The following is a 23,069-nucleotide window of genomic DNA, read 5'->3' as shown; positions in this document are numbered from 1 at the left end:
CAGCGTGCGACTCGGACGCGCCGCCTTAGTTCCTGTCGAGGGCTTAGGAGTTGCCATAGGACGGGCAGGCTTGGCGCCCATAACAGGCTTTGACGTCACCGAGGGACGCGAGGACTTTTTTGCGGCCGGACGATTACCGAGCTGCGAGCCGACAACCGGACGACTGGTCTGTCGAGCATGCCCGACAGGCTTAGAGTGCGCGACGATATTGCGTTGAGGTTTGGCAGGCGCGCCGGAACGCCCTCCGGCGCGGCGGAAGGTGGGTTTCGATGCTCTAGAAGCCGAGGAATTTAACTTCCGGTCTGAGCTCGATGCCATACGCCTCCCTCACCTTTCCGTGCACATGTCTGATAACCGCGGCAACGTCATCGGCCGAGGCAGTTCCGTTATTAACGATAAAATTAGCGTGAACGGGCGAAACTTCCGCGCCGCCAATCGAAAAACCCTTTAATCCACAATCCTCGATAAGCTTGCCCACGCTCGCATCGGGCGGGTTGCGAAAGACCGACCCGCAGGATGCGCGACCCATGGGCTGTGTACGCTTGCGCCTCGTCAGGTACCGCTCCATGCGCTCGCGAATGTCGGCCTTGGGCGCCGGTTTAAGCTTGAGCACGCACTCGAGGATGATCTCATTGCGGGGAAGGCTACATTCGCGGTAGCCCCAAGTGATCTCGGACCCCGCATAATGTTTGATACCGGATGCCGGGTCAAACGTTACGACATCCTCAACCAGCGAGCCAATCCACTCGGTCCGTGTGCCGGCATTCATAGATATCGCACCGCCAACCGAACCAGGGATGCCAACGGCAAACTCAAGGCCCGAGAGGCTACGCGACAGGGCATCGTTGACCAGGCGCGCAAACATCACGCCCGCACCGACCGTCAGCGTACAACCGTCATCGGCAACAACCGTGCGCTGAAACTCACGTCCGAGCGAAATGACGGCGCCGCGATAACCGCCATCGGCAACCAGCAGATTGGAGCCCTTGCCGATGATGACCCACGGCACCTGCTCGCGATCGAGCACCGCCACGGCGCGGCGGAGGGCATGATAGCTATGGCACGTCACAAAGAGGTCGGCCTTGCCGCCGATACGATAGCTCGTATGACGCGCAAGGCGCTCGTCCTCGATCACATCCGTGTCGATCATGCCCGAGAGCGCCATGACGGCGTTAAACAGACCCATTAGACTTAAGCGTCTTTCTTGGCAGTCAGATACTCAATGAACTCGGGACCGACGGTCGTAACGTCACCGGCACCCATAGTGAGCAGCAGGTCGCCCTCGCCCACCATCTGCTCGAGCTCCTGATTGAGCTCAAGACGGCTGGAGCAGTACACGACCTCCTTGCCAGGATGCTTGGCGCGCACGGTATCGGCGAGCATCTTAGAGGTGACACCCGGAATGGGCATCTCGCCAGCCGAGAACACATCAATCAGCAGCAGTTTATCGGCATTGGCAAATGCATCGGCAAAGTCGTCGCACAGGGCCTGCAGGCGCGAATAGCGGTGCGGCTGGAACACGACGTCGACGTGCTTGTAGCCCAGCGACGAAGCAGCAGCAAGCGTCGCCTTGATCTCGGTGGGGTGATGGCCGTAATCATCGACCACGGTGATGCCATCGATATCGCCCACGTGGGTAAAGCGACGGCGGACGCCCTCAAAGCTCGAGAGCGCCTTGGCGGCGGCGTCGATGTCAAGGCCCAGGACATGGGCGACGGTGAGCACCGCCGTGGCGTTGAGCATGTTGTGGCGACCGGGATTGCTCTTGATCTCCACAGCGTGCTCAGTGCCGTCCTCAAAGCGAACGATAAAGTCGCTCTGGATGCCCTTGACATCCGGGTGCATGCAGACGATGTCGTTGCTCTCGGCAAAGCCGTAGGAAAGCACGTGACGGCCCGTCGACTTGGCGAGCTCGACCAGATGCGGGTCCTCACCGCAGACGATGACGGTGCCGTCCTCGCCCACCAAGCTCATGAATTTGGCGAAAGTTGCCTCGATCTCCTCGATACCCGAGTAGTGATCGAGGTGGTCGGCCTCGACGTTGGTCACAATGACCACGTTGGGGTTCAGGAACAGGAAGGAGCTGTCGGACTCGTCGGCCTCGGCGACAAAGTAGTCGCCCGAGCCGTTCTTGCCGTTCGTGTCATAGCCCTCGACGATGCCGCCGATCAAGAAGCTCGGATCCAGGCCCATGCGGTCGAGCATGGTGGCGCACATCGAAGACGTGGTGGTCTTGCCATGCGTGCCGGCAACAGCGACGGTGGTGTAGCCGTGGCCCAAAGCAGAGAGCATCTTGGCACGGGGCCACACGGGAATACCAAGCTCGCGAGCGCGCACGAGTTCAGGGTTGGACTCCGGAATAGCGGTGGAGACAACAACCACGTCGGGCTTGACCTCGTCGATCGTGGCGGCCTCATGGCCCACATGCACCTTCACACCAGCGCGGGTAAGCTGGCGGATATAACGTGACGTCTTAAGGTCGGAGCCGGTAACGGCATAACCACGCTCGTGCAGAACGAGGGCGATGCCGCTCATGCCGGCGCCGCCGATACCGATAAAGTGGGCGCTCTTAAACTCGGGCGCGGAGGTTGCAGTCTGGGAATCAGCCATGTGCTCGTGTACTCCTTGCGTAAACACTGCCTGTAACCCGTTAACTGTACCGCACCTACCGCATCAGCGCGAGGGCGACCGACGATATCCCGTCTAACTAACGCAAACCCTCTACCGCATCCGCCAGAAGAGCGGCGGCCCTATCCTGAGCCAGACCACGCGCCGCCTGACGCATGGCGTCGCGTGCCGCCGCGTCATCGACCAGGTGCAGCAGCTCATCGGCAAAGGCAGAACCGTCGATATCGGCATCGGCGCAGAGCACGCCGGCCCCGGCGTCGACCAGATAACGGGCATTGGTGGTTTGGTGGTCGGCTGTCGCATGCGGGTACGGCACGAGTACCGAAGGCACGGCGAGCGCAGCGATCTCGGCCACGCTCGATGCGCCCGAACGCGAGAGCACCAAATCGGCAGCAGCCAGCATATCGCCCATGTTGTCGATGTATGTCTGGACGCGGTAACGCTTCGCCTCCTCGGGCGTCAGCGCCAAAGCGCGCTCGGTCTCCTCAAAGCCGTCGGCACCCGTCGAATGCAACACATAGAGATTCTTGCGCGAAAGCAGCTCGTTTTTGAGCGAAACCACGCGCTCGTTGAGGTGCTGGGCGCCAAGTGAACCGCCAAAGACGAGCAGCAGCGTAGCGTCCTCGGGAACACCAAGTGCCTTGCGGCCGCGAGCGCGATTGCCCTCGATCACCGAGCGACGTACGGGGTTACCGGTCATGAGCACGTGGTCAGGGTCACCTTCGCGCTCAAAGACCGAACGCGCTGCCGGCACCGAGATGCACACGCGGGCGGCGTGGGAGTTCATCATCTTGTTGGCCAGGCCCGGAACAGAGTTCTGCTCATGCAGCAGATACGGAACGCCCGCGCCCTTGCACCACCCCAGCAGCGGAACCTCGACATAGGCACCAAAACCGATGGCGGCATCGGGCTTGCCGACCTTTGAGAAATGATTGGCGAGCGCACGTTTGGCCTTGTTGACACGCCACAGCGAGGTCAGCGCCGTCCAAGGACGGGAGCGGTCGAAGCCCGTGACCGTAATGGGCACAAAATCAAACCCAGCCTCGGGGACCAGACGACCCTCGAGCTTGCGCGACTGGCCCACGAACACAACGTGGTGGCCACGGTCACGCAGTTCTTCGGCCAAGGCGAGCGCGGGGTTGATGTGTCCTGCCGTGCCGCCGGCTGCAATAGCAACGGTCATTTTATCGGTCATGGTAGTCCCTTCGTACACGCGGTCCCTGGTCGTCGGTACGCAGACGCGCCGACGGGTCCGAGTTCAAATCGATTCGATTATATCCGCCGCCCGCGTTGCGAGGGCTGGGGCGCTGCGGACGACCTTGCGGAGCCGTTCGCGAGCGTGGACGAGCTGCCGGCTCGGTCGCAGAGCCATCCAGGACGGTAAAACCGTTACGCGAGGATCGCTCGCCGCGCACGTGGGGCACGCCGGCGGTACTCTCATCCATAACGGCAAAGCTCTCACGGCGGCGGTCATACTCATCGCGGCGGGCGCTCTCGTACGAAACGCGCAAGATCAACCCGGCAAGCATGAGCGACACAATAATCGACGAACCGCCGTAGCTAATAAACGGCAGCGGTTTGCCCGTCATGGGAAACACGTTGAGGATGCCCAGCGCATTAATCAAAAACTGCACCGCGAGAATGACCGCGGAGCCAGACGCCATAAGCGCGCCCCGACGATCGGTCGCCTGCTCGGCAATGCGAAACGCCGAGTAGATCAGCATCGCAAACACCAAGAAGAACAGCACGGTTCCGACAAAACCGACTTCCTCGCCAATGATGGCCAGGATGTAGTCGTTGTGCGCTTCGGGCAGATACGAGTACTTCATGGTTGAGTTGCCAATGCCGCGGCCGAACAGACCGCCCGAGGCAAAGGCCATGATTGCAAGCGTGGCCTGATAGCCGTCACCATACTCGTCGGCCCAAGGGTTCAAGGCAACCTGAATACGCACCATACGGTACGGCTCTGCGACAAGCGCAATCACGATCACGAGAATGCCGAAGATTAGCACGCCGATGATAAATCTGGGGTCGAGACCCGCAAACAACGCCATGCACATGAGGGTCAACAGGATGATCAGGACAGTACCGAAATCGGGCTGGATAAAGATCAGAAAGAGCGAAATGCCCAAGTAGATGCCCATCTTGCGAAGGAATTCGTTGATGTTGCCACCGGGCGAAAAGAAACGATCAAGCATGATGGCCGAATACGCAATGGCAAATGGCTTTAAAAACTCGGAAGGCTGGAACTGAATGCCGGCAATGTTGAGCCAGCGCGTGGCGCCACGGCTGCCGCTGCCCACCAAGAACACCAGAAGCAGTAGCCCTATCATGCCGATAAGGAAGATCCTGAGCACATCCTCCCCAAACCAGCTGTCCGGCAAAACGCGCACGATGGCAATCAGCGCCAGAACACCGACCACGGCAAACGCGGCCTGTCGACCCAGAAAAAACGTCGCCGAGCCATTCTCGTGCAGCGCCTCGACCGAAGACGCCGAGTACACCATCAGCAGGCCAAAGCATACCAAGGTAAACAAGCAGGCCATGAATATCAAACGGGGGCGCATGATACGGGCGGGAACGCCGGCAATATAGCGTTCGCTAAACGTCTGCCCGCCGCGACCGGAACGCGGTGTGCTGCGCCGCGAGGAAGCACGGTCCGAGTCGGGCCTCCTCATACCTTGTCGGGGGCTCTCCTCTCTCACCGGCAACCCCTATTCCATTTGCGATTTCGCCGCAGCGGCAAGCTGGGCCACATAGTCCTTAAACACGCGGCCGCGCTCCTCATAGCCCGAGAACTCATCGAACGAAGAGCAGGCAGGAGAAAGTAAGATCACGTCGCCACGGCTCGACAGCGAACGGGCGACGTCCACGGCATCGCGCAGGTCATCCGCCTGGGCGATATCCACGTCACCATCGACATCGGCCTCGTCCATAGCGGCGGTAAAGCGCTCGCGCGCATCGCCAAAGCAAACGACCGAGCGCACGTTGTCCATAACGACGCGGGCAAAGTCCGCAAGCGGCGTACCCTTATCGTGGCCGCCGAGCAGCAAGATCACGTCGTCATCGGGAAATGCCGTCAGTGCCTTCTCGACCGCATCGGTGTTAGTCGCCTTGGAATCGTTGACGTAGCGCACGCCGTCAATCTCGCCACACGGCTCCACGCGGTGCTCGAGCGGCTGGAACGAGGCCAGACCGCGGCAGACACCGTCGACATCGGCACCGACTGCCAAGGCAGCCGTGGCAGCGCACAGGGCATTGATAACATTGTGATGGCCCGAGATCTTGAGCTCGGATGTAGCGATGAGCGGGGTCTCGACACCCTTCAGACGCACGATCATCTTGCCATCGCGCACAAAGGCGGCATCCTCGCCCTCAGGCTCGTCAAAGGCAACCTTGCAGATGCGACGACCCGGCGTGTAGATGTACTCATCGAACTCGTGAATGCCGGCGTCTTCGACGTCGACAACCACCAGATCGTCATCGACCATATTGTCAAACAGTTTGATCTTGGCAAGCGCATAGTTCTTATGACTCTTATGCCAGCCCAAGTGGTCGGGAGTGATGTTGAGCAGCACCGCCACGCGGGGGTGGAGCTCGGTTGTCGTAGCAATCTGATAGCTCGAGAGCTCAGCCACAAACCACTCGTTGTGGGCTCGGCCGTCAATCTCGTTGACCGGCGGCTCGCCGATGTTGCCGACAGCAACGCTGGCCTCGCCGGCAGCCTTAAGCAGATAATCAGTCAGCGACGTGGTGGTCGTCTTGCCGTTGGTGCCCGTGATGGCAATCCAGTTATCGGGCGACAGGCGATAGGCAAACTCGGGCTCACCCATAATCTGGGCGGCATGCTCGCGCCCAGCCTTAAAGAAGCCCGAGAACTCCGAGATGCCCGGGCACGTCACGCATACGTCATAGGCGCCCTCGACCTGTTCGGTCCCATAGACAAACGACGCACCAGCAGCCTCGAGCGCACGCGTGGCGTCATTGGGCTCAGAGGTGCCGCCGCCATACACGGTAACGGCACTTACGCGCTCGGGATGTGCCAGCGCCCAGCGGGCGACATCGAGACCGGATTTGCCCTGACCCAAAACGAGCAGGCTAAAGACATCAGCAAGAGGCATGAAAGACCACTATCCCAACTGGAAGAACAAAGCAAGGCCAACGGCACCAAAGGCCGCAGCGATAATCCAAAAGCGGATGACGACCTTGGTCTCGGCCCAGCCCTTCTTTTCGAAATGATGATGGATGGGCGCCATAAGGAAGACGCGCTTGTGCGTAAAGTGGAAGTAGACAACCTGAATCATGACCGACAGGGTCTCAACGATAAACAGGCCGCCGATGATGAGGGAGACGACCTCGGTATTGGTCATGATGGACGTGCAGGCAAACGCGGCGCCCAGGGCAAGCGAGCCGGTATCGCCCATAAAGATGCTCGCCGGATAGCAGTTGAACCACAGAAAGCCCAAACAGGCACCGGCACACGCGGTGCAGAAGATGGACAGGTTCACGTCTCCGTGCAAAAACGCCATGGCAGCCATGGCGAGCATGGCAATCATCGAGGTGCCGCCAGCAAGACCATCAAGGCCATCGGTCAGGTTCACGGCATTAGAAAGACCGGCGATCATCAGCCAGCAAAAGACAATGTAGAGCCACGGGAACGAAAGGCCGCAGATGGTGGTCGAAAGAACACCGAGGTCAATCGTCAGGCCGCCGGGAAAACGAATCTCGGGGGCGACGCCGCACCAATTGACGGCGAGCACCGTAAAGGTGACACAGATAATGGTTAGGCCGATCATCTTGGCATGGGGCGTCAGACCGAGCGAGCGCCCATGCGTAACGGAGGTCAGGTCGTCGATCAGGCCCAGCACGCCGGTCGCCAGCGTGGCGAGCAGCACGAGCACGAGCTCGGTGGTGAGCTTGCCCATCAGCAGGCAGGTCAGCGAGATCGCGACGAGGATGACAACGCCACCCATGGTGGGCGTTCCCTGCTTAACCAAATGACGCTTGGGGCCGTCGGCACGAACCTGCTGGCCGATACCCTCGACCTTGAGTAGCTTGATCCACCACGGCATGAGCAGCAGCGCAATGGCAGCGGCGATGCCAAGCCCCAAAAAAGCCTGATACGTTGGATACGAGGGATTGCCGAACATGGGCTAGCACACACCTTCCACAAAGCGGTCGAGCTCAACAAAGCGGGAACCCTTGACCAGTACAACATCATGTTTTTCAAGCGCGCCGCCCATGCGGTCGAGCACCTGCTGATAATCGGAGAACACCTGGATGCGGTCCTCGTCCATGCCCATCATGCGCGCGGCATCGGCCATAAGCTGGGCCAGCTCACCACCCACGCACGCCAGCATGTCGAGCTTCTTGGCGGCGGCATAGGCGCCCACGAGCTCATGCATGCGAGGAGCCTCATCGCCCATCTCGCCCATCTCGCCCAGGATCGCCATGCGAGACCCCGTGCACGAAAGCGAGCACAGTAGATCGAGGCCAGCAGCCATGGATTCGGCACTGGCGTTATAGGAATCGTCGATGACGCGGGCACCGCTCTTGGCGCGCTTGATCTCCTGGCGGTGACCGGTGATCGTGAGGCCCCTAAAGGCAGCATCGATCTGCTCGGGCGTCACGCCCAGGCGATAGGAAACCGCGGCGGCCTTAACGGCATTAGGAACGGACTGCACGCCGGGGATGGCAAGCATGGTATCGATCGTCTCACCCTGGCCAAAATCGAGCGTAAAGACCGGACGTCCCTCGTCATCAACACGAATGTCGCGGGCACGGACCTCATCGTCGTCCGAGACGCCGGCCAGCATAACGTCGATACCAGCAGGCTGGGCGAACGTATCGCGAATGAACGGCGTAAAGTCGTCCTCACCGCCCAAAACCAGCAGCGGCAAGAAGTCGCCGGCGGCGCACATACCCTGGACAATCTCGGCCTTAGCGCGGGCGATGTTCTCGCGGCTGCCCAAAATGCCGATGTGAGAGGTACCAATCTTGCTCACGATGGCAAGGTTGGGATTGGCGGACTTGGACAGGCGCTCAATCTCGTGGAAATGGTTCATGCCCATCTCGAGCACCAGGACCTCGGTATCGGCCGGAGCGGAAAGCACCGTGAGCGGCATGCCGATCAGGTTATTGAAATTGCCCTTGGTGGCCCAGACACGATAGCGCTTGGCGAGCACGGCGGCGAGCACGTCCTTGGTCGTCGTCTTGCCGATGGAACCGGTAATGCCAACGACCAGGCAGCCAAGCTCCAGGCGATACGTGTGCGCCAAACGCAGCAGAAACTCCTCGGGATCATCGGTCAGCAGGATGGCGCACCCCTTGTCCTGCGCCAGCGAGACCAGCTCGGCCTCGGGCTCACGCGTCATCACGACGGCGCCGGCACCCGACTGGACGGCACGGGAAGCAAAATCATTGCCGTCGACGTTTTCACCGGGAAAGGCGACGAAAATCGTCCCTTCCTCGACCTGGCGCGAGTCGATAACGCACCCGCGGCATACCCGATCGGCTTCTCCCGTCACGGTTCGGGCCCCTGTTGCGGCCGCGAGGTTGTTGACGGCGATCTCTATCATTGCAGCTCCCCTGTAAACCTAATAATGCTATCGGCGTATTGTATCCCAGCGCCGCACATGCGTGGTGCAGGGCATGTGAACACCCTCATATGGGACAACAAACCACGCCCCAAAGATTGTAACCCCCTACTTCGTGTGCGGGATACCCAGCACGTCGAGCGCGTTGGCCATAATGGACTGGAACGGCACCGCAGCGGCATCTGAGCCGCTCGGCGTTCCGTCGAGCGTGATATAGCACAGCACCTTGGGCGATTGTGCCGGTGCAAAGCCCATAAAGGACGACATGTAGTTCTCCTTGAGGTAGCCGCCGTTCTCGTCGGCACGTTCGGCCGTACCGGTCTTACCCGCCACGTCATAGCCGTCAACCGCGCCGCCAACGCCCGTTCCCTCGGACACGACCGTCTGCATGCACGATGTCACCTGGGATGCGGCGTCCTCCGAAATCGCGCGCTCGCCTTCGCCCCAGTCCTTCTCGTCGCCTTTGCTGGACTTATAGAAGTGCGGTGTCATCATCACGCCGCCGTTGGCGATGCCGCCCACGGCGCGTGCGATCTCAATCGGCGAGACGGACAGCGCCTGTCCAAAGCTCATCGAGCCCAGCGTGGCGCCGTCATACTGGTCACGCTCCTTGACGATACCCAGGCTCTCGCCCGGAAAATCGACACCAGAGCTGTGACCGATGCCCCACTTGTCCACATAAGCGGCAAAGTCATCGGCACCGATCTTGCGCCCCACCAGGACAAAGCCCACGTTGGACGAACGGCGCATCATCTCGCGCACATCCATGGTCATGGCGTAGTCGCGCTTGTCGGCATCGGTGACGGTATCGTCGCCCACCTTGATGCTCGCCGGCACCTCAAACGACGTACTCGATCGCACGACGCCCAAGTCGAAGCCGGCGCCCGCCACGAGCGTCTTAAAGACCGAGCCGGGCTCGTAGGCGTCGGTGACCAGGCGCAAGTTCATATCCTCGGTCTTGGCGTTTTCCAGATTGGTCTGGTCGTAAGTCGGATACGAGCAGGCTGCCAAGATCTCGCCTGTCGTAGGATCGGTGACCAGCGCCGAGCCGTTCTTGGCCTTAGTCTTCTCAACTGCCTCTGCCAGGGCATCCTCGGCCGCACGCTGGATATTGACGTCGAGCGTCGTCACGATATCAACGCCGTCGACCGCAGCCACCTTTTTATAGGCACCGCCCGCGATATAGCTGCCGTCCCTCGCGCGCTCGCGTACGAGAGAACCGTTCGTGCCGGTCAGAAGCTTGTTGTATTGCTTTTCGAGACCCGTCAAGCCATCGTTGTCCACATTCACTACACCCAGCACCTGCGATGCCAGATTGCCGTATGGATATACGCGCTTCATGGCCTGCTCAAAAAGCACACCGGGCAGGTTCTTCTTCTCCAGCGTCGCAGCATCGTCTTCGTCCACCTGGCGCTTGATATACACCCAGGTTCCATCGGACTCAACGAGCTTGCGGCAGGTCTTTTTATCGATTCCAGTTGCCTTGACCAGCGCCGACACCGTCTTGTCAACGTCCTCGACAAGCTGCGGGTTCACGGCGATGTTGCGACATTCGACCGACGACGCCAGCACGTTACCGTTGCGGTCGTAGATGGTGCCACGTTTGGCAAAGAGGGTCTGCGCAAGCAGGCGACGCGCATCGGCACGCTCGCGCAGTTTATCGGCTTCGACAACCTGATAGTCGGCAAGGCGAAAGACGCCCAAGCCCAAGCCAAGCCCAATGAATCCCATGACGGCTTTGCGGCGAGGCAGAGGCGTGCCTGTGAGCCATTCGGTCGGCGAACTCTTGCGCGACCTGGTGTTATGCACTTGAGGGCCGCCCGAGCCGCGAAGTCGCGACGCCGGGTCGTTGCCACGGGACCGCCCGGCGTTGTAAGATTGCCGACCCGTTCCTTGATAACCAGAACGTCCCCGCGACGAGGGACGTCCAGAACCGCGGCCCCTATCGGAACCGCGGCGATAGTCATTTGTCATACTCAGCTACCGTCTTGCTACTGAGCGGTCGCGGTCGCGTTGGCGCCCGCGGCTGCATCCTGCGAAAAGTCAAGTGTAACGCTCTCGCTGGGCTCCACCATGCCATAAGCGCCCGCAAGGTCGCGAATGCGCGTGTCGGCGCCATAGACCGAATGCATGACCTCCAGGTCGGAGCTCTCATCGGTCGCCTTTTCGAGCGTGTTGGTAAGCTCGGCGTTGCTGTTGAGCACCTGGGCCGTAACGCCGGCGAGCGCCACGCGGGCGACGCCGATCGTCATGAAGATAGCCGCAATGATGCAAAACGTTTTAAGAACGCTCATGAAAACCGGGCTTACCGCCTGGTTTGCCTGACGGCCCGCGCCCGTGTAGACATCAAAGCGCGGCGTGCGCTGCTCACGGGGAGCAACGGGGGCCTGCGGCGTCTCACGATAGGCGGGCATGGCGTTCATATCATAGGCGAGTGCTGCGCTTGAAGTGTTGTAGCCCATGATATGCCGCCTCCCATCCCGAGTACGTTGGTAGTGTGTTTAAGCTTCGTTTATGGTGCGAGCGGGAGGTCCAATATCGCGCGGTCGCGCCTACAGACGCTGCGCCACGCGGATTTTGGCTGATCTCGCCCGAGGGTTGCGCTCAACCTCATCAGGCTGGGCAACCAGGGGTTTGCGGGTGATGACCTTGAGTATCGGCACGTTGCCGCACACGCACACCGGAATCTCCGGCGGACACGTGCACCCCTGGCTCATCTCCTTAAAGTGGTTCTTTACGATACGGTCCTCGAGCGAGTGATACGAGATGACGCAGATACGTCCGCCCGGGTTGAGCCACCTGGTGGCGGCATCAAGCCCTCGTTCGAGCACATCGAGCTCGTGATTGACCTCGATGCGAATGGCCTGGAAACTTTTCTTGGCCGGGTGTCCACCATGCCGACGAGCGGCAGCCGGGATACCCGCCTTGATGATCTCGACAAATTGGCCGGTGGTTTCGATCGGTTCTTGCTCGCGGCGGCGCACGATCTCGCGCGCGATCTGCGAGGCGAACTTCTCTTCGCCGTAGACGCGTAGAATCCGGGCGAGGTCGTGTTCGTTATAGGTGTTGATGACCTCAGCTGCGTTTAAGGTGTTATTACCCGGATCCATCCGCATGTCCAATGGGGCGTCCTCGTTATACGAAAAGCCCCTGCCAGGGATATCGAGTTGCGGCGACGAAACGCCCAAATCGAACAGGAAGCCATCGACCCCGGGCACCTCGGCCGAGCAAAGCAGCTCGTCCAAGTCGCCGAAGTTGCCCTTCAGCAGCCGGTGCGGAACGCCGGGAACCTCGCGGTCCAGACGGGCGCCAGCGGCCTCGAGGGCCATGTCGTCCTGATCGACGCCGAGCAAAAGGCCCGTCTCCCCCACCTGCGCGGCCATCTTTACCGAATGGCCGGCACCGCCAAGGGTGCAATCGCAGACAACGGAGCCGCTCTTTAGCCGCAGCGACTCAAGCACTTCGCCGAGCATGACAGGTTCATGCCGATATTCTTGTGTCAAGATCCCACGCTCCATCCGTTACCCGTGCCTTGCCCTTACGAGAAGAAGAGGTCCAGCAGGGCCTCATCGTCATCGTCCTCATCGGCCGCAGCGCGATCCCAAACCTCAAGGTGGTCGTAGTTGCCCACAACCGTGACCTCGCGGTCGAGGTTCGCCTGCTTGCGGAGAGACTCGGAAAGACCGATACGACCGGCGCTGTCCACGTCCATCGACGTGGTGCGCTTGTTGATCGCCCTCATGAGCTTCTGGTCATTAATGTCACGCGGGTTAAAACCCTCGTGGCCCTCACGACCCGCGAAGAGTCCTTCGACCCACTTATCGAAGGCCTCGGCAGAGAACACGTACAGAGCATCGACATCCAGGGCTTTGAACACGCGAACGTGCTCTCCAAGCTCCTCGCGAAGGGGTGCAGGCAGGGACAGACGACCTTTTGCATCGAGATTGCGCTCGTATGCACCAGTCATTCCCATGTGCGCCCTCCCCTCGGTTACTCAGATGGCACGTACGCGGGGAACCACCCCGCCTGTCGACGTCATCAATAATATGGGGAACCGCCCCATTTTTCAACACCTTTCCCCACCCCTTCCCCCACCCCGCCCCACCACTCCACTCACCATATATTGCAAAACACCCCCAAGCATATGTTCGAAAACACAATATGTTGTGTTTGCAGCAACGGCGGGATGCCACCTGTAGAACCACACCCGCGAACCTCAACCTTCAAGTTGACCTTGAGGCGATTTTTACGTCCCTTTACATGCCGTTCACATCGCCCCCAAACTCCCCCACCCAAGGCCCGTGCGGCCCACCACCGCGACGCCAAGTGGCGAAAAATGGGACGGGCCCCAGATTGCCCATGCGCGCGCAAAAGCACGCCGCGGCAATCTGGAGCCCGTCCCCAAATACCTATAAATATGCAGGTCAGCGATGTGTTAACGATGTGCCAGCGGGTGCGCCGCCAAATAGACCTCGGTCAGTTGCGTACGATCGACATGCGTGTAGACCTGCGTGGTCGATATATCGGCATGTCCCAAGATCTCCTGTAGCACACGGAGGTCTGCGCCGCCCGCAAGCATATGGGTGGCAAAGGAGTGACGCAGCGTATGGGGATGGAGCCCCACCAGTCCCACCTGGCGCCCGTAGCGCTCACAGATGGCATGGATGCCCTGGCGCGACAGACGGCGGCCGTTCTTATTTAAAAAGACCGCCGAGGTCTCGGTTCCGCGGGCATGGGCCGCCAAGCGAGAACGCCCCTCAGTTACATAAAGCGTCAGAGCTCGCGCCGCGCTTCCCACCAGCGGGGACAGGCGTTCCTTTGAGCCCTTACCGCGAACGAGCACAAAGCCATCGTCGATATGGATATCGCCCACATCGAGTCCCACCAACTCGCTCACACGCAAACCGCATCCGTAGAGCACTTCCAAGATGGCATGGTCGCGCAAGCCCATCTCGCCCTCGGGGAAGTCTTGATCGAGCAGCGCCGAGACATCCTCCACCGATAGATACTCCGGCAAACGCTCAGCCTTTTTAGGCAGGCGCAACGCCGCCGTTGGATTTTGGGCCACAGCCCCATCGCGCACCAAAAAGGCATGCAGGCCCTTCACGGCCGCAAGCGCACGCTCCACCGAGGCATCCGAATAGCCCCCATCGCGACGGTCGGCGACAAAGCCCTCCACGACCTGACGGGTCACCTCTTCAAAAGACACAATACCCACCCGCTCCAGATAGGCGCAGTACGTCGTCAGGTCACGACGATAGGCCGCAATCGTGTTGCGCGCCAAACCCCGCTCGACCGCAAGGTAATCGAGATACTCCCCCGCCGCCACGGCGAGCGACGAGGGAGTAGCTTCGGTATGTTCCTTATTCGCCGGCACCCTTAGTCCGTAGCGAGGTTCATGGGCGTCACCTGCAGACGGTCGACACCCTCGTGCTGGCCGATCGAAGCGCGCACGAACTCGCGGAACAGCGGCTGCGGGTTGGTCGGGCGGCTCTTGAACTCGGGATGAGCCTGGGTTGCCACATACCACGGATGCACGTCGCGCGGCAGCTCGACCATCTCGACCAGGCGCTCGTCAGGCGACAGACCCGAGATAACCAAACCGGCGTCCTCGAGCTGGTCACGGAAGGCGTTGTTGAACTCAAAGCGGTGACGGTGACGCTCGTAGACGAGCTCCTCGCCATATGCCTCGCGAGCAAGGGTATCGGCGGCGAGCTTGCACGGATAGGCGCCCAGGCGCATGGTGCCGCCCTTCTCGGTCACGTCCTCCTGCGAGCTCATCAGATCGATGACGCTAAACGGGCCGTCCGGATCGAACTCGGAGGAGCTGGCGCCGGCAAGGCCGACGACGTTGCGGGCGAACTCGCACACGGCCACCTGCATACCCAGGCAAATGCCCAGATACGGAATCTTGTGCTCACGGGCAAACTCGGCCGCGAGGATCTTGCCCTCCAGGGCGCGCTTGCCAAAGCCGCCGGGGACCAGGATGCCCGAGGCGTCGCCCAAAACCTCGGAGACATTCTGCTCGTCGAGGCTCTCGCCGTCGACCAGCTGGACGTCCACATGGCGATCGTAGAAGACGCCCGCATGGTGCAGGGCCTCGATAACCGACAGGTACGCATCGGGCAGCTGCGTGTACTTACCCACGACGGCGATCTTCACCTTGTCGGCGTGATGGTTGGCGTGATTCTGTTTGCGCAGGAACTCGTTCCACTCGCTCATGTCGCGCTCACGCGGATCCAGACCCAGGCGTTCGCAAATGCGCAGGTCAAAGTCCTGCTCGGCAAGCAGCTGCGGAACATCGTAAATGCTCGCGCAGTCCTCGTTGGTAAAGACGCAATCGGTGTCGACGTCGCAGAAGCTTGCGATCTTTCCGCGGATAGCGTCATCGATATGGTGGTCGGAACGCAGCACGATGATATCGGGCTGGATGCCAAAGCTGCGGAGCTCCTTGACGGAATGCTGCGTGGGCTTGGTCTTGACCTCGTGGGCGGCGGCGATATAGGGAACGAGCGACACGTGGATGTAGCAGACGTTCTCGGGGCCGGCCTCCTTGCGGTACTGGCGGATGGCCTCGACAAACGGCTGCGACTCGATGTCGCCGATCGTGCCGCCCAGCTCGGTGATGACTACATCGGAGCCGGTCTGCTCCTCGATGCGGCGGAACTTGTCCTTAATGGCATTGGTGACGTGAGGAATCACCTGCACGGTACCGCCCAAAAAGTCGCCGCGACGCTCGCGGGCGATCAAGCTCTTATAGATGGCGCCGGTCGTAAAGTTGGAATCGCGGGTCAGGTTCTCATCAATAAAGCGCTCGTAATGACCCAGGTCCAGGTCGGACTCGTAACCATCCTCGGTAACGAAGACCTCACCATGCTGGAAGGGGCTCATGGTACCGGGGTCGACGTTCAGATACGGATCGGCCTTCTGCATCGTTACTTTGTAGCCACGCGACTTGAGCAGACGGCCCAGCGAGGCCGCGGTGATACCCTTGCCCAAGGACGAAACCACGCCACCGGTTACGAACACATGCTTGGTCATATTGAGTTACCTGCGCTTCCCGTAGAAGTTGTTTATCCACATCTTACGGGTCTTCATTGTAATACTCGCGCCGCGGACCGTTCGCAATTTTTCTCGCGTGCGATTGCATTTCTCAATCTTGAAACAAAACGCCGCCCGGTTTCCCAGGCGGCGTCGCTATGGCAAGGGTTACATGCTGCTATCGATCAGAAACCTCGTCCTCAAGCATTTCTTGAACGAGCATGCCGGTACGGACGCCCTCAAGATACCACTCGCCACGTTCGGTGAGGCAAATGCCATTTGCAAGCTGACCGCCGTCGTCGCTATAACGCGAGACGACATCAATCATGCCTTCGGAATCCAAGCGATCGATTGCGGCGCGGGCACGATACGGCGAAACCCCCACGCGCTCGGCAAGCGTTTTGCGCGAGAAACCATACGGCCCGCCATTGTCTTCGGTTTGCTGGTCGATCTCCATCAATACCAGCACCTCGACACGCTTCATATCGTTGACACTCGCACGACCCTTGCCCGCCATAGCAGCCTCCTCAAACCGAGCACGAGCATCTAACGCGCCGTGCGCGACCGACACACCTCACGATGGCAGGTAATATCCATCATGCGGCATCCCGCTAAGGATGAAACAGTTACGGTTATTGTATACCGCTCAAATTGTTTCTAGGCAGGTAAACAGCTATTTTTCGCCGAAATAGGCGCTTTATTGATCAAAAAGCCGTACCGGGCGCTAACCCGATACGGCCAAAATGCAATGCAATTACCGCGGTGCTTCAAACTTAGCGATGGAAGAAACCGCGGCGCTCAAACTTGGGCTCGCAGCACACGTTGATACCCAGTTTGCGCAGTACCGTCTCGTCCGTCGGCGAGATAATCACGCTAAAGAAGGCATCGCAACCGCGCAGCTGCTCCAGGCCCGAAAGGACGCGAGCGGCCGTCTCACTCGTGGCCGAGGTGATCGACAGCGCCATAAGCGTCTCGTCGGTGTGGAGACGCGGGTTTTTGCTGCCCAGGAAATGCGTCTTGAGCTTGCTGATGGGCTCGATCGCCTCATCGCTGATAACCTCGAGCTCAAGGTCGACGCCCGAGACGTGCTTGAGGGCGTTCATAATGAGCGAACTTGCGGCGCCCAGGCGCGTGGAAGTCTTGCCGGTCACCACGGAGCCATCGGGCATAACCATGGCACCCACGGGACCACCCGTCAGTTGCTCCCTGGTGAGGGCCGCCGAGCGCGCCGGTGAGTAGTTCTTATCGATGCCGGCTTTCTTCATAATGATCTTGAGACGGTCGACTTGCTCATCGCCCACGCCGGTACGGCGCACATTTTCGACCGCGGTAAAGTAGCGGCGGACGATCTCCATCTTGGAAGCGTCGCGGCAGGCATCGTCATCGGTGATGGCAAAGCCGACCATATTGACGCCCATGTCCGTAGGACTCTGGTAGGGGCTCTTGCCCAGGATCTTTTCCATCAGAGCACGGACCACCGGAAAGGCCTCGACGTCGCGGTTGTAGTTGACCGTGGTCTTGTTATAGGCCTCAAGGTGGAAGGAGTCGATGATATTGGCATCGTCGAGGTCCGCCGTGGCCGCCTCGTAGGCGATGTTGACCGGATGCGTGAGGGGAAGGTTCCAGACCGGGAAGGTCTCGAACTTGGCATAGCCGGCGGCCGTGCCATGCTTGTGCTCGTGATAGAGCTGAGACAGGCAGGTGGCAAGCTTGCCCGAGCCAGGACCGGGGGCAGTGACCACGACGAGCGGTCGGGTGGTCTCGACAAACTCATTCTTGCCGTAGCCATCGTCGGACACGATCAGATCGACATCGTGCGGATACCCCTCGATGGGATAGTGCAGCTTGGCGGGAATACCGAGCGCGTTCAGGCGGTTGCGGAACACATCGGCAGCGGGCTGGCCGGCGTACTGGGTGATGACCACAGCCGCGACAGCAAAGCCGTTGCCGCGGAACAGGTCAACCAGGCGCAGCACATCCTCGTCATAGGTAATGCCGAGGTCACCACGAGCCTTGTTTTTCTCGATGTGGTTCGCGTTGATCGCGATGATAACCTCGACATCGTCGGCGATGCTCTTGAGCATGCGGAACTTGCTGTCCGGTTCAAAACCCGGCAGCACGCGACTCGCGTGATAGTCGTCAAACAGCTTGCCGCCAAACTCCAAATAGAGTTTGCCGCCAAACTGCGAGATGCGCTCCTTAATATGAGCGGCCTGCAGCTCGATATATTTCGCGTTGTCGAAACCCTGGCGCATGTATGGCTCCCGTCCCGTTTCCATTTAATGTTCTAGGCGATTATAACGGAGCCCGCCCTCCCCGATACCCAAACCATCAACAGGCACCAACCAAACACGCCCACCGCAACCACCGGGGACCCGGGGCAGCTCGTTTAGAACGGGGAACAAGTCACTCAGCACCAACAACAAAAACGTCGCAGGCAGAGCTGAAGCCAGCGAACGGGCACCAGAGCGAGCAAGCTTCCCCCTGCACCAACAAGGGGAACGTCGCAGGTTGAGCATAAGTCAGCGAGCGACGTCCAGAACGTACAAGTTGGCATGAAAAAGGCAAGGCATAGACCTTCTGGTCATGCCTTGCCTTTTGAATGACAAATTGTCGTTCTGGGCGGTGCGCAGCGTCGACTGGTTGCGCGGTTCGTAGAACCGCGCAACATGAGAGCGCCCCCTCCCGCGCACGGAACGGGAGGGGGCTAAAGGTAGGAGTCTACCGGTGGGTTGACCCCACCGGACAGACGATGACCAGGTGATCCTTTACAGGATCGTCAAGGTTTCCGTGGGGTACCCGTTGGGTACTTAGAGCATCACGCAAGCGACGGTCAGGATGATGGCGCAGACGACGGAGAGAGCGACGATGAGCTTAAGGGCAAACTTGAGCCAGGTCGTCCACTCGATCTTGGCCAGGGCGAGACCGCCCATGATGGCGCCGGAGGTCGGGGTGAACAGGTTCACAACGCCGATGGCAGAGGAGAAGATCATGACCATGACCTCGGGCGAGAAGCCGAGCTTAACAGCCAGCGGTCCCATGATAGGCATGGAGACGGTAGCCATACCAGAGGTCGAGGGGATCAGGAAGGACAGGCCGAAGTAGACCAGGAAGCTCATGGGAGCGAAGATCACGCCGGACAGGCCAGCCAGAGCATTGGCGGCAGCGTCGAGGACGTAGACGTCGAGGCCGGTGTTAGCCATGAGGACGGAGATACCACGGGCGAGGGCGATGACGAGAACAACGGACATCATGTCGGCAGCGCCGGTGATGAAGGTGTTAACGATCTGCTTCTCGGACAGGCCACCGATGATACCGATCAGGACGGCCATGAGGAAGAACCAGGTGGAAGCCTCGTCGAAGTACCACTGACCAATGGGCAGGCCGGTGATCAGGGCAGACCAGCCCTGGACGACGGCGTTACCGTCGGCGTCGTAGACAGCGCCAGCGTCGAAGAAGTTGGCGACGCCCTCGTTGAGGTCGGCCAGCGGAATGAAGCCGACGATCATGACGACGAAGGTGAAGGCAAAGGCGATCAGAACACCCTTCTGACGACCGGTGAGCTTGACCTCATTGTGAACCTCGGAAGCAGCCTTGCCGTGAGCCTCTTCAGCGTCCTTGAGCTCCTGCATCGACAGGATGGTGGAACCCTTGTCAGCCTTGACCTTCTTGGCATAGCTCATGACGAAGAAGATGGACATGGCAGTGGTAACAATCCACAGGACGGCACCGAGGCCGATGATGATGGACTGGTTGACCTCAATGCCAACGCCGGTCAGAGCGTCGACGGCAGCGCCGACGGCGAACGGGTTAACCGTGGAGCCCAGGCAGCCGCAGCCAGCGCCGAGCAGGACGGTGGCGGCACCGACCATCGGGTCGAAGCCAGCGGCCATCATGGTAGCGGCAAGCAGGGCGTAGAAGGGAACGGTCTCCTCGCACATACCATAGGTGGTACCACCGAGGGAGAAGATGAGCATCAGCACGGGAATGAGCATGATCTCGTTGCCCTTAAGCTTCTGCACCAGGACGGCGATGCCGTTGTCCAGGGCGCCGGTCTCGGTCATCATGCCGAGGAAGCCGCCCAGGATCATAACGAAGAGGCAGACGGGCAGAGCGTCAGCGAAGCCCTTAATCGGGGCGGTGCAGAAATCGCTCAGACGGGCGGCAGTAACCGCGCCGCCGGACGTGCCGGAGACGATAACGGTAATCACTGCAACAATTGCCAGCAGAGCAAGAAGAATGGTGAACGATGAAGGCATACCGCGCTTTTTCTTAGCGGTCTCAGTCATAGTTCTCATCCCCCCTTCATAAATCATTTACTGATCTCGCCCGAAGCGGCTCTTCCGTGCCGTGCCTGCCGCTCGATGCGAGATTTTTACCAGATAAAGCCGCTCGGGGTGTTCAACAATACACCCCGAGCGAGATGCTAGATGCACTTACTTGAGCGTGGCGTACATGACGGCCTTGATGGTGTGCATGCGGTTCTCGGCCTCGTCGAAGACCTTGGAAGCGGGGCTCTCGAAGACCTCGTCGGTGACCTCCTGCTCGGTGATGCCGAACTGCTCGCACTTCTCGGCGCCAATCGTGGTGTTGGTGTCGTGGAAGCTGGGCAGGCAGTGCAGGAAGATGGCACCCGGGTTGGCCATAGCCATGACCTCGGAGGTGACACGATACGGGGTGAGCTGAGCGATGCGCTCGGCCCAGACCTCGTCAGGCTCGCCCATGGAGACCCACACGTCGGTGTAGATAACGTCGGCACCGGTGACGCCGTCCTTGACGTCGGTGGTCAGCTTGATGGTGCAGCCGTTGGCCTCGGCGATGGGCTTGCAGGCCTCGATGACGTCGTCAGCGGGCATGCACTCCTCGGGGCCGCAGGCCACGAAGTTCATGCCAAGCTTGGAGCAGACAACCATGAGGGAGCGAGCAACGTTGTTCTTGCAGTCGCCCATGAAGACGAGGGTCTTGCCCTTGATGTCGTAGTTGAAGTTCTCCTGGACGGTCAGGATGTCGGCGAGCATCTGGGTGGGATGCCACTCAGTGGTCAGGCCGTTCCACACGGGCACGCCGGACTTAGCAGCGAGCTCCTCGACATCGTCCTGGGCAAAGCCACGGAACTCGATGCCGTCATACATGCGGCCGAGAACGCGGGCGGTGTCCTCGATGGACTCCTTCTTGCCCATCTGCGACGAACCCGGATCGAGGTAGGTGACACCCATGCCCAGATCCATGCCGCCGACCTCGAAGGCGCAGCGGGTACGAGTGGAGGTCTTCTGGAAGAGCAGAACGATGTTCTTGCCCTCGAGATAGCGGTGCGGAACGCCAGCGCGCTTCATGTCCTTGAAGTTCTTGGAGAGCTTGAGCAGGTACTCGATCTCCTCGGTGGTGAGGTCGAGGAGCTTGAGGAAGCTACGGCCGGAGAGGTTAACACCCATGGTTCGTTTCCTTTCGAAGAAATGAATTACGTAAGTAATTAGTGTTGCCCGTTTGACGGGCGAAACCGGTGCGGTTGTAGGGGGACCGCACCGGAAACGGAAAGACTTAGAGGTCCTCGCGCCAGAAGGGCATGCTCATGCAGCGCGGGCCGCCGCGGCCGCGGGAGAGCTCGGCGGAGGGCACGACGAGAAGGTCCAGGCCCTCCTTGTACAGCACGTCGTTGGTGACGGTGTTGCGGGCGTAGACGCAGATCTTGCCGGGCTCGACGCACAGGGTGTTGGAGCCGTCGTTCCACTGCTCGCGGGAGGCCGCGATCGGGTCGCCGCCGCCGCAGGGGATCAGCTTGACCTGGTCGACGCCGGTGGCGTCCTCCAGGACGTGCTCGAGGGTGTCCTCGATCAGGCGGATGTTCACGTCGCCCGGGTTCTTGCCGGCGGTCAGCTCGTAGACGCGCAGGGTGCCCATGATGGCGGGGTGGATCGTGAACTTATCGACGTCGATCTGGGTGAAGACCGTGTCGAGGTGCATGAAGGCGCGCGAGACCGGGATGTCGAAGGCAAGGATGCGCTCGACCTTGGAGTCGGAGTTCCAGAAGATGTTCTGGGCCATGATGTCGATAGCGGCGGCCTGGGTGCGCTGGGAGATGCCGACGGCGAGGGTCTTCTCGTTGATGTTCAGCACGTCGCCGCCCTCGGTGTGGAACTGGCAGTCGCGGCGGAAGTACAGGGAGACGTCCTTGTAGTCGGGGTGGTACTTGAAGATGTACTTGCCGTACAGGGTCTCGCGGTTGCGGGTGACCGAGTACATGCGGTTGAGGTTGACGCCCTCGCCGACGACCGCGAACGGGTCGCGGGTGAAGTAGAGGTTGGGCATCGGGTCGATGATCAGGTCGGACTCGGACTCGGAGTTGACCAGGGAGTCGAGGGTCGTGGACGCCGTGAGGGGCATGTCGATCTCGGCCTTGGTCATGCCGGCCATGGTCTTCTTGACGAACTCGAGGTTGTCCTCGATGGAGTCCAGCTTCTCGCGGACGATCTGCGGCATGTGCTGGCCGCGGATGCCGGCCTCGGCGATGTACTGGTCGGTGAACTCGGCGCGGGCGCCGGGGACCTGGTCGAACACCTCGGCGACGAGGTTCTCGAGGTAGAGCACCTCGACGCCCTGGTCCCTCAGGATCTGGGCGAAGGTGTCGTGCTCCTGCTGCGCGACCTCCAGGAACGGGACGTCGTCGAACAGGAGTCGCTCGAGCTCGTCGGGCGGCAGGTTGAGGAGCTCGTCGCCGGGACGGTGCAGGCAGACCTTCCTGAGCTTGCCGATCTCGGAAGGCACGTGCAGACCTTTCGTCATGGCCTCCTACCTTTCTTTCGGGCC

18 protein-coding genes are annotated in these 23,069 nt (G+C 60.5%); all 18 read right to left on the bottom strand.

Translation table 11 applies throughout. The annotated features are described in order from the left end of the window. Positions 1–274: 274 nt before the first annotated feature. Positions 275–1,186, bottom strand: coding sequence for a UDP-N-acetylmuramate dehydrogenase (gene murB, locus ARB25_RS04265; RefSeq protein ID WP_006234257.1), 912 nt, complete (start codon positions 1,184–1,186; stop codon positions 275–277). A gap of 5 nt (positions 1,187–1,191) precedes the next feature. Continuing rightward, positions 1,192–2,610, bottom strand: a complete 1,419-nt coding sequence (gene murC, locus ARB25_RS04260) for a UDP-N-acetylmuramate--L-alanine ligase (RefSeq protein ID WP_055286074.1) — start codon at positions 2,608–2,610, stop codon at positions 1,192–1,194. Between the two features lie 97 nt (positions 2,611–2,707). Next, positions 2,708–3,823, bottom strand: a complete 1,116-nt coding sequence (gene murG, locus ARB25_RS04255) for an undecaprenyldiphospho-muramoylpentapeptide beta-N-acetylglucosaminyltransferase (RefSeq protein WP_055286073.1) — start codon at positions 3,821–3,823, stop codon at positions 2,708–2,710. Next, positions 3,813–5,306, bottom strand: a complete 1,494-nt coding sequence (gene ftsW / locus ARB25_RS04250) for a putative lipid II flippase FtsW (RefSeq protein ID WP_055286071.1) — start codon at positions 5,304–5,306, stop codon at positions 3,813–3,815. Before ftsW ends, murG begins: the two co-directional genes overlap by 11 nt. Before the next feature lie 36 nt (positions 5,307–5,342). Next, positions 5,343–6,749, bottom strand: a complete 1,407-nt coding sequence (gene murD, locus ARB25_RS04245; protein WP_055286070.1) for a UDP-N-acetylmuramoyl-L-alanine--D-glutamate ligase — start codon at positions 6,747–6,749, stop codon at positions 5,343–5,345. A gap of 9 nt (positions 6,750–6,758) precedes the next feature. Beyond that, positions 6,759–7,778, bottom strand: a complete 1,020-nt coding sequence (mraY, locus tag ARB25_RS04240) for a phospho-N-acetylmuramoyl-pentapeptide-transferase (RefSeq protein ID WP_006234262.1) — start codon at positions 7,776–7,778, stop codon at positions 6,759–6,761. 3 nt (positions 7,779–7,781) lie between these two features. Then, on the bottom strand, positions 7,782–9,206 hold the full coding sequence (locus ARB25_RS04235) for a UDP-N-acetylmuramoyl-tripeptide--D-alanyl-D-alanine ligase (protein WP_055286068.1): 1,425 nt from the start codon (positions 9,204–9,206) through the stop codon (positions 7,782–7,784). A 126-nt stretch (positions 9,207–9,332) separates the two neighbouring features. After that, a complete protein-coding gene (locus ARB25_RS04230) occupies positions 9,333–10,955 on the bottom strand; it encodes a peptidoglycan D,D-transpeptidase FtsI family protein (protein WP_055286066.1) in 1,623 nt (540 codons plus the stop codon). 260 nt (positions 10,956–11,215) lie between these two features. Continuing rightward, on the bottom strand, positions 11,216–11,686 hold the full coding sequence (locus ARB25_RS04225; RefSeq protein WP_022094483.1) for a hypothetical protein: 471 nt from the start codon (positions 11,684–11,686) through the stop codon (positions 11,216–11,218). 90 nt (positions 11,687–11,776) lie between these two features. After that, complete coding sequence (rsmH, locus tag ARB25_RS04220; protein WP_082421863.1) at positions 11,777–12,742, bottom strand: 16S rRNA (cytosine(1402)-N(4))-methyltransferase RsmH; 966 nt, start codon at positions 12,740–12,742, stop codon at positions 11,777–11,779. Positions 12,743–12,762: 20 nt separating this feature from the next. Beyond that, positions 12,763–13,197, bottom strand: a complete 435-nt coding sequence (locus tag ARB25_RS04215) for a division/cell wall cluster transcriptional repressor MraZ (RefSeq protein WP_006234269.1) — start codon at positions 13,195–13,197, stop codon at positions 12,763–12,765. A gap of 462 nt (positions 13,198–13,659) precedes the next feature. Then, positions 13,660–14,601, bottom strand: a complete 942-nt coding sequence (xerD, locus tag ARB25_RS04210; protein WP_172676319.1) for a site-specific tyrosine recombinase XerD — start codon at positions 14,599–14,601, stop codon at positions 13,660–13,662. Positions 14,602–14,603: 2 nt separating this feature from the next. Beyond that, on the bottom strand, positions 14,604–16,265 hold the full coding sequence (gene pyrG / locus ARB25_RS04205; protein ID WP_055286060.1) for a CTP synthase: 1,662 nt from the start codon (positions 16,263–16,265) through the stop codon (positions 14,604–14,606). Positions 16,266–16,443: 178 nt separating this feature from the next. Beyond that, complete coding sequence (locus ARB25_RS04200) at positions 16,444–16,782, bottom strand: helix-turn-helix domain-containing protein (RefSeq protein ID WP_055286058.1); 339 nt, start codon at positions 16,780–16,782, stop codon at positions 16,444–16,446. A 256-nt stretch (positions 16,783–17,038) separates the two neighbouring features. Beyond that, positions 17,039–18,520, bottom strand: coding sequence for a DUF1846 domain-containing protein (locus ARB25_RS04195; protein WP_006234276.1), 1,482 nt, complete (start codon positions 18,518–18,520; stop codon positions 17,039–17,041). A gap of 555 nt (positions 18,521–19,075) precedes the next feature. Continuing rightward, the gene (locus ARB25_RS04190; RefSeq protein WP_369831688.1) at positions 19,076–20,563 is read right to left on the bottom strand and encodes a YfcC family protein; all 1,488 of its coding nucleotides are present in this window, start codon (positions 20,561–20,563) and stop codon (positions 19,076–19,078) included. A 138-nt stretch (positions 20,564–20,701) separates the two neighbouring features. Beyond that, a complete protein-coding gene (gene argF, locus ARB25_RS04185; protein WP_006234279.1) occupies positions 20,702–21,697 on the bottom strand; it encodes an ornithine carbamoyltransferase in 996 nt (331 codons plus the stop codon). A 106-nt stretch (positions 21,698–21,803) separates the two neighbouring features. Then, positions 21,804–23,045 (bottom strand): arginine deiminase, encoded by a 1,242-nt coding sequence (arcA, locus tag ARB25_RS04180; RefSeq protein ID WP_055252566.1) that lies wholly within the window; start codon positions 23,043–23,045, stop codon positions 21,804–21,806. Between the last annotated feature and the right edge of the window lie 24 nt (positions 23,046–23,069).

The sequence above is a fragment of the Collinsella aerofaciens genome (assembly GCF_001405375.1).
Lineage (GTDB): Bacteria > Actinomycetota > Coriobacteriia > Coriobacteriales > Coriobacteriaceae > Collinsella > Collinsella aerofaciens_F.
Note: the sequence above shows the minus strand (reverse complement) of the source record. Positions and strands in the feature narration are given on the sequence as shown.